General features: G+C 41.8%; 8 protein-coding genes. All 8 read left to right on the top strand.

Annotated elements, in window-relative coordinates:
- Nucleotides 1–354 precede the first annotated feature (354 nt).
- Complete coding sequence (locus tag KGY70_13810) at nt 355–1,350, top strand: AAA family ATPase (protein ID MBS3776265.1); 996 nt, start codon at nt 355–357, stop codon at nt 1,348–1,350.
- A 33-nt stretch (nt 1,351–1,383) separates the two neighbouring features.
- Entirely contained in the window at nt 1,384–1,806 is a 423-nt protein-coding gene (locus KGY70_13805) for a hypothetical protein (protein ID MBS3776264.1), read from the top strand.
- 7 nt (nt 1,807–1,813) lie between these two features.
- Nucleotides 1,814–2,698, top strand: a complete 885-nt coding sequence (locus KGY70_13800; protein ID MBS3776263.1) for a DUF58 domain-containing protein — start codon at nt 1,814–1,816, stop codon at nt 2,696–2,698.
- A gap of 13 nt (nt 2,699–2,711) precedes the next feature.
- On the top strand, nt 2,712–3,737 hold the full coding sequence (locus KGY70_13795) for a hypothetical protein (GenBank protein MBS3776262.1): 1,026 nt from the start codon (nt 2,712–2,714) through the stop codon (nt 3,735–3,737).
- An 8-nt stretch (nt 3,738–3,745) separates the two neighbouring features.
- A complete protein-coding gene (locus tag KGY70_13790) occupies nt 3,746–4,729 on the top strand; it encodes a VWA domain-containing protein (GenBank protein ID MBS3776261.1) in 984 nt (327 codons plus the stop codon).
- Between the two features lie 14 nt (nt 4,730–4,743).
- Nucleotides 4,744–5,781, top strand: a complete 1,038-nt coding sequence (locus KGY70_13785) for a VWA domain-containing protein (GenBank protein ID MBS3776260.1) — start codon at nt 4,744–4,746, stop codon at nt 5,779–5,781.
- Between the two features lie 2 nt (nt 5,782–5,783).
- Nucleotides 5,784–6,485, top strand: a complete 702-nt coding sequence (locus tag KGY70_13780; GenBank protein MBS3776259.1) for a tetratricopeptide repeat protein — start codon at nt 5,784–5,786, stop codon at nt 6,483–6,485.
- 11 nt (nt 6,486–6,496) lie between these two features.
- On the top strand, nt 6,497–7,919 hold a 1,423-nt coding region (locus KGY70_13775), incomplete at its 3' end, for a protein BatD (protein MBS3776258.1).

Genomic DNA, 7,919 nt, shown 5'->3' with positions numbered 1-7,919 from the left:
GCTTAGGGCTTTATTAATTGTTTCCTGTATGGTTGCGGCATTGGCCTGGATTTGCCAACCATGGTAATTCGTGCCTTTGAAAGCGAGCCGGATGAAATATCTTACTGCCAAAATCCGTTAATTTTAGTACCTTACCGGTCAAATTCTTGCTTTTTTGGTAAAACTTGCCCGGTAAGGTACAAAACTAATAAAATCTCCCCCGCTCTGAACTTGAAACCTTTAAGAATTTTGGGGTATACCTTAATAAAACTTAATTTACTTTAACCTTTATTAACAAAATAAAGCTCTATTATTGAGAAACAGAAATGCTTTCATTTCTGTAGTAAAAATTTTTAATTTGAGAAAAATTTTAATATGGATCAAACGGTTAATGTGAGAGAGTTAAATGAGCGTATCCGCAATGAGAGTTCATTTGTGGATATGATCAATATGGAGATGAATAAGGTGATAGTGGGCCAGAAGCATCTTTTGGAAAGTCTTCTGGTGGGTTTGCTTTCCGACGGACATGTCTTGCTGGAAGGAGTGCCCGGATTGGCAAAAACTTTGGCAATTAGTACATTGTCAAATGCGATTGATGCCAAATTCAACAGGGTTCAGTTTACTCCGGATCTGTTGCCTGCCGATTTACTGGGAACCATGATTTATAGTCAGCAGAAAGAACAATTTATGGTGAAAAAAGGACCTATCTTCACCAATTTTGTACTGGCTGATGAAATCAACCGTTCCCCTGCCAAGGTTCAGAGTGCTTTACTTGAAGCCATGCAGGAACGGCAAATTACCATAGGAGAGGAGACCTTCAAACTGAATGAACCTTTCCTGGTAATGGCTACCCAAAACCCCATTGAGCAGGAAGGGACGTATCCCTTGCCTGAAGCCCAGGTAGATCGGTTTATGTTGAAGGTAGTAATTACTTATCCCGCTATGGACGAAGAAAAACTGATCGTCCGTCAGAATTTGTCCAAACAGTTTCCCGAAGCCAGTAAGGTGGTGAGTCCTGATGATATCATCAAAGCCCGGCAGGTGGTAAAAGATGTTTACATTGATGAAAAGATTGAAAAATATATACTGGATATAGTTTTTGCCACCAGGATGCCCGATGAATACGGGTTGGAAAAGTTCAGGCTGATGATCAGCTATGGTGCATCACCAAGAGCCAGTATCAACCTTGCCATAGCTTCCAAGGCCTATGCTTTCATTAAAAGAAGAGGATATGTGATACCGGAAGATGTAAGGGCGGTGTGTCATGATGTGCTTCGGCACAGAATAGGGCTTAGTTATGAAGCGGAAGCGGAAAATGTTACCAGTGAGGACATCATTACTGAAATTTTGAATACCATCGAAGTGCCTTAGTATAGCTCCGCGTAACATATAATCCCGGATATCATGAAGAAGATTTTTTTGATATGCTTTTGTATCTTGTTTGTTTTTCTATCGTTTGGGTTTGGCCAGCATTTTATCGGAAAAACGGTAGAAGAAATCAAGACCTTAATGCAGCAATCGGAGAAGGGATTATCTTTTACCAAAGAAGTTAGTACCGATGAATATCATTACCTGAAGTTTGAAAATGACGACAACACAAAAACCAAGCTTTTTATACTCTCAGATGAGGGGGTATGTGTGTATACCAGGCTGATGTGTGATTATTCTCTGCTGAAAGGTATAATTGACAGTTTAAATGAGAATTATCAGTACCGGAAAGATCAGACCTGGATTGATTATGCGCCTGATGAGGAACACAATTATTTGATTGAACTGAAAAAGCGGGATTGGTTTTTTACAATAAAAACCTCCCGCATTAAAAGATAGAGATATTTTGGAAACAACAGAACTGCTTAAGCGGGTAAGAAAGATTGAGATCAAAACGAGGGGACTATCCAGAAATGTATTTGCCGGAGAGTATCACAGCGCCTTCAAGGGAAGGGGCATGTCATTCAGTGAGGTCAGGGAGTATCAATATGGCGACGATATACGGAATATTGACTGGAATGTAACGGCTCGCTTTAATCATCCATACATTAAGATATATGAAGAAGAACGGGAGCTTACCGTAATGCTTCTTGTGGATGTTAGCAACTCCAGGGTTTTTGGTTCTCAAACTCAGCTTAAGAAGAACCTCATTACGGAACTCAGTGCTGTTCTCTCTTTTTCAGCCATCCAGAACAATGATAAGATTGGCGTGATCTTGTTCAGTGATGGCATAGAGAAGTTTATTCCACCGAAGAAGGGAAGGAAGCACATCCTGAGGATCATCAGAGAACTAATTGAATTTACGCCGCAAAGCAGCAGGACAGATATTTCTGAATCCCTGAAATATCTTACAAATGCCATAAAGAAGAGATGTACGGCATTCGTCATTTCTGATTTTTTCGATCAGGATCCTGACACTTACCGGATGAATTATGAGGAGTCTTTACGTATTGCAAACAACAAACATGATATCATTGGATTACAGATATACGACAAGAGAGAGACCGAGCTTCCCCCTGTTGGTCTGATAAAGATGAGAGATGCTGAAACCGGGGAGTATGTATGGGTGGATTCCTCCAGTAAAAAGATCAGAAAAGCTTTTCATCATTGGTGGAACACAACTTCTCAAAATATAAAGACGACATTTTCCCAGGCGGGGGTGGATTATACTTCCATTGCTACGGATGAGGATTACGTGAAACCGCTCATTGGTTTATTTAAAAGGAGATAAGAGGAGAACGAAAATGCGTTATATCATAAGCAGACAATGGTACAGGTTGATTTTTTCGGGATTATTCCTTCTGTTAATGCCCTGGGGTATTGTGAATGCCCAGTCATTTCAGGCCGAAGCTACCCTGGACACCAATAAAATACTGATCGGTGATCAGATTCATCTGAATCTTAACATTATTCAGCCGGAAGGTGCCAGAGTCTCTTTCCCCGACATAGAAAAACAGGTTGCTCCTGCAATTGAAATCCTGGAGTCTTCCCAAAGGGATACGGTAAACCTTGATGGAAACAGTATCGGGGTTCGCCAGCAATTTCTGGTCACTTCCTTTGATACAGGGCAGGTTGATCTTCCTTCCCTGAGATTTCCATACACCTACGATGGGCGCCAGGGAAGCGTGGAAACTTCACCTGTAGCTATGAGCGTGCAAGCTGTGAGAGTTGATACTACCCAAAATATTTTTGACATCAAGCCGCCTTTCGGAGCACCGGTTACATTCATGGAAGCTTTGCCTTATATTGCAGGTATTCTGGGATTGATCCTGCTTGGATGGCTGGTTTATTATATCATCAAAAAATGGAGGAGGAGAGAACCGCTTATAGCCTCAAGAAAACCTGCAGAACCTGCTCATGTTTATGCCCGCCGGGAGCTCGACAAACTTAAAGAAGAAAAACTCTGGCAAAAGGATAAGGTTAAGCTTTACTATTCAAGGCTTTCTGAAATATTGAGAACTTACCTGTGGATGCGTTACGGGATAAAAACCCTTGAACGCACAACAGGTGAGATACTGGATTCGTTGCAGAAAAGTGATTTTTCCGATGAGAACTTATATAACAGGCTGGAAGATACATTAAGGTTAAGTGATCTTGTGAAATTTGCCAAAATGGTACCCAATCCCTCAGAAAATGAACAATGTCTGGATTTTGCCTATGAGTTTGTGGACCAGACCAAATACATTGCTGAGCAAAGCGAAGCAACAAATTCTTCAGAAAGAGGGACGGATACCTTAACGGATGATAAAACAGAAGGAGAAGAGACATGATGAGAGATATCACTTTTGCCAATCCGGAATTTCTTTTTTTACTGCTACTGCTCGTGCCTGTGGTGGTATGGTATATATTAAAAAACAAATCCTCCCAGGCAAGTCTTCAAATTTCAAGCATTAATGGATTCAAGGGTTCGAACCCTTCTTTGAAATATTACATGCGCCATGTACTGTTTGCTTTCCGGGTCATTGCCATTGCCTTGCTGTTTATGGCACTGGCCAGACCCCAGGCCTCAGAAAACTGGAAAGATGTTACGACTGAAGGGATCGACATCGTGATTGCACTGGATATATCAAGCAGCATGCTTGCCAGGGATTTTAACCCCAATCGTATGGAGGCTTCCAAGGAAATTGCCAAAGAGTTTATTCAGGGCAGGCCCAATGACCGGATAGGACTGGTGGTTTTCAGTGGGGAGAGTTTCACCCAGTGTCCTCTCACCACTGATCATACTGTATTAATGAATCTCTTTGAGGACATTGAGAGCGGTATGGTTGAGGACGGGACGGCCATCGGGATGGGACTGGCTACAGCCGTGAACAGGATGAAGGAGAGTGAAACCGAAAGCAAGGTAGTCATTCTCCTTACCGACGGAGTGAACAATATGGGCTCGATTGCTCCTGCCACTGCCGCCGAAATCGCCAAAACCTTTGATATACGCGTATATACTATCGGCGTGGGGAGCCACGGGGAAGCCCCTTATCCTGTAAACACACCATATGGTGTGCGGTATAAAGACATGAAGGTGGAAATAGATGAAGATGTACTTCTGCAAATTGCTTCTGAAACCGAAGGAGAATATTTCAGAGCTACGAACAATCAGAAACTGAAGAGCATATATCAGCAGATAGATGAGATGGAAAAATCTGAGATCGAGGTTAAAGAATTCAGTGAGAAGAGTGAAGAATATCTGGGTTTTGCGCTGATTGCAGGAATATTATTACTGATTGAAATCGTTTCAAAATCAACTTTAATGCGAAGTATACCATAAACAGGGATTGTAGTATGTTTAAATTCGGAAATAGTGAGTTTTTATATGGTTTGATTATCATTCCCGTACTGATTGTTATCTTTTTGATTGGGAGGTATGGGAAAAAACGGGCTTTGAAAAAATTTGGCGATTGGGGAGTTATTTCCCATCTGATGCCTTTTGTATCGAGTTTCCGTCCGGTACTTAAATTCATCTTTTTAATTCTTGCCCTGACTTCAGTGATCTTTGCACTTGCCAACCCGCAGTTTGGCTCCAGGCTGGAAAAAGTAAAACGGGAAGGCGTTGAAGTAATGATTGCCCTTGATGTTTCCAATAGCATGCTGGCAGAAGATATTGAGCCAAATCGACTGGAAAGGGCAAAAAGAGCCATTTCAAAAATGGTGGATCAATTGAGCAATGACAAGATCGGGTTAATCGTTTTTGCAGGTGATGCATATGTACAGGTACCTTTGACTACGGATTATTCCGCAGTGAAGATGTATTTGTCAGCCATCAATACGGATATAGTGCCCAGACAAGGTACGGCGATTGGCTCGGCCGTTGAGCTGGCCATTCGTTCTTTTGATGAAGAAAGTGAAATGGATAAAGCTTTGATTATCATTACAGACGGAGAAAATCATGAAGGTGATGTTATGAAGGTTACCCGGGAGGCAGAAGAGAAAGGCATTACAGTTCATGCGATCGGCATGGGCGATCCCAGCGGTTCGCCTATCCCATTGAGGGAGGAAAATGGTGCCACGGTTTATCAGAAGGATCAGCAAGGTAATGCTGTAGTGAGCAAACTGAATGAGGAAACTTTAGAAAAGATTGCGGCACAGGGAAATGGAATCTATATTCATGCCAGCAATGCACGCACGGGTTTGAATGAGCTTTTTGAAGAGATAAGCAAGATGAATCAGCAGGAAATAGAATCAAAAGTATATACCGATTATCAAAGCAGGTTTCAATACCTGATCGCTATTGCTTTGATATTTCTCTTTGCTGATTTGTTGGTGCTTGAAAGGAAAAACCAACGGTTTATGAAGTTTAATTTGTTTAAAATAAGGAAATGATTATGGTCAGGAAGGTTTCTGTCATTTTGATGATGATGCTTTTAAGTACGTATGGATTTTCTCAGAGTGAGAGGAAGTTTATCCGAAGAGGCAATGATGCCTTTGAAGAAAAAGCATATACCCAGTCTGAAATTAATTATAGAAAAGCTGCTGAGCATTCACCCAATTCTTACAAAGCTGTATACAATATGGGTGATGCCCTTTATAAGCAAGGCAAATATGAAGAGGCCGCCCAAAAATTTTCTTCCCTTACCAATAGAGATTTGTCGGATGATAAGCTGGCCAATGCCAATCACAACCTGGGCAATGCCCTTTTCAATTCCGATCAGCTAAAGGAAAGCATTGAAGCTTATAAAAATGCGTTGAAACTGAATCCTGATGATATTGAAACCAAGCATAACCTGACTCATGCTTTAAGAAAGCTTAGGCAACAGCAGCAGCAAAAGAATAAAGATCAGCAGAACAACCAGAATAATAAAAAAAATCAGGACCGAAACCAGAATCAACAGAACCGGCAGAATCAGCAACAAGAACAAAATCAGAATAAACAGGAGAGAAAACAACAACCTCAGGAGAATCGTATTTCAAAACAGGATGCCCGGCGGTTGTTACAGGCTCTGGAAAATGATGAAAAACAGCTTCAAAAAAAGCTGAAAAAGAAAAAAGAAAAGGCTGAAAGTGCCCAATCAGCTAAGAACTGGTAAATGGATACGGGATGAAGAAGCATTTGATATTATTTTTATTAACCTTTGTGACGGGACAACTTGCTGCGGATGATGTGAAATTTACCGGCGAAGCCCCCGGAGCAGTGAAAGTGGGGCAGCAGTTCCGATTAACCTATACCATCAATACGGAAGCTGAAGATTTTCGCTCGCCGGATCTACGGCATTTTACCGTCCTTGCAGGGCCGAGTACTTCGTCAAGTACCAATGTGAGTGTTGTTAACGGTAAGATGACCAAAAATTACCGGCTTCAATTTACTTATGTTCTTCAGGCCGATGAAACCGGGGAATTTACCATTCCTCCTGCAACCATCAGGGTAGATGGGGAAACTTATGAATCCAATCCTGTTCAGATTGAGGTTATTGACGGGAATGGATCATCTGCAGGGCAAAAGAGCGGACAAGCCGATCGGCAGCAAAGCAGCAAACAGGGTGAGGAAGCAAAGTCCGGGAGGGATGATCTGTTTGTTAAGGTATTGGTCAATAAAAGCAATGTTTACCGTGAAGAACCGTTGGTGGCCACCATCAAGCTGTATTCAAAATTGAATATATCCGGGCTGGAAAAAGTGAATTTTCCGGATTTTGAAAATTTTTACAAACAGGAGATTGAAACCCAGCCTTTACGTCAACTGGAAAAGGAAAATGTGAATGGGGAAATATATGGTACGGGAGTGTTGAAAAAGTATTTGCTGTTTCCTCAAAAATCCGGAAGTATCACACTAAAACCTTTTGAAGTGGATTGTATCGTGCGGAAAAAGGTGGAAGACGAATCGCGCAGCGTTTTTGATGATTTCTTCGGCTCATATAAAAAAGCAAGGGTTTCGATTAAAAGCGAGCCGGTCCGGATTAATGTCAAGTCACTTCCTTCCGATGAACCCGACGACTTTACAGGAGGTGTGGGTTCCTTTAACATGCAGGCTTCTCTGAATAAGAATTCTGTAGAAACAAACGAAGGAGTGACTTTGAAGATCAATATTTCGGGTAACGGCAATCTTAAGGTGCTTGAAGCTCCCAGGGTGAATTTTCCTCCTGCCCTGGAGATCTATGATCCCAAAGTTTCTTCCGATATCGATGTTTCGGAATCCGGGGCCACCGGCAACAAAATTATAGAGTATCTTGTTATTCCCCGACATGCCGGAGATTATCGCATTCCTTCCATTGCCATGTCTTATTTTGATCCCGGTACCGGAAATTTCCGTACGATGCAAACTCAGCCAATGACATTGAATGTGGCCAAAGGGGAAGGGGATACTACAACTGGCGTCAGGGCAGCCCATTCCAAGCAGGATATTAATATAATCGGCAGCGACATAAGATATATCCAAACCAAAAATTTTGATTACAGAAAGAAAGGAGAATATTTGTTCGGTTCCTCGAAATTCTATGCAGTTTATGCAGGAGGCATTGCTGTCTTTT

It is taken from the genome of Bacteroidales bacterium, from assembly GCA_018334875.1.
Classification (GTDB): Bacteria; Bacteroidota; Bacteroidia; order Bacteroidales; family UBA12077; genus JAGXLC01.
Note: the sequence above shows the minus strand (reverse complement) of the source record. Positions and strands in the feature narration are given on the sequence as shown.

Excerpts from the sequence above, each read along its gene's own strand:
- KGY70_13780 (MBS3776259.1), top strand. The coding sequence starts at position 5,784 with ATGGTCAGGAAGGTTTCTGTCATTTTGATGATGATGCTTTTAAGTACG.
- KGY70_13805 (MBS3776264.1), top strand. The coding sequence starts at position 1,384 with ATGAAGAAGATTTTTTTGATATGCTTTTGTATCTTGTTTGTTTTTCTA.
- KGY70_13810 (MBS3776265.1), top strand. The coding sequence starts at position 355 with ATGGATCAAACGGTTAATGTGAGAGAGTTAAATGAGCGTATCCGCAAT.
- KGY70_13785 (MBS3776260.1), top strand. The coding sequence starts at position 4,744 with ATGTTTAAATTCGGAAATAGTGAGTTTTTATATGGTTTGATTATCATT.
- KGY70_13795 (MBS3776262.1), top strand. The coding sequence starts at position 2,712 with ATGCGTTATATCATAAGCAGACAATGGTACAGGTTGATTTTTTCGGGA.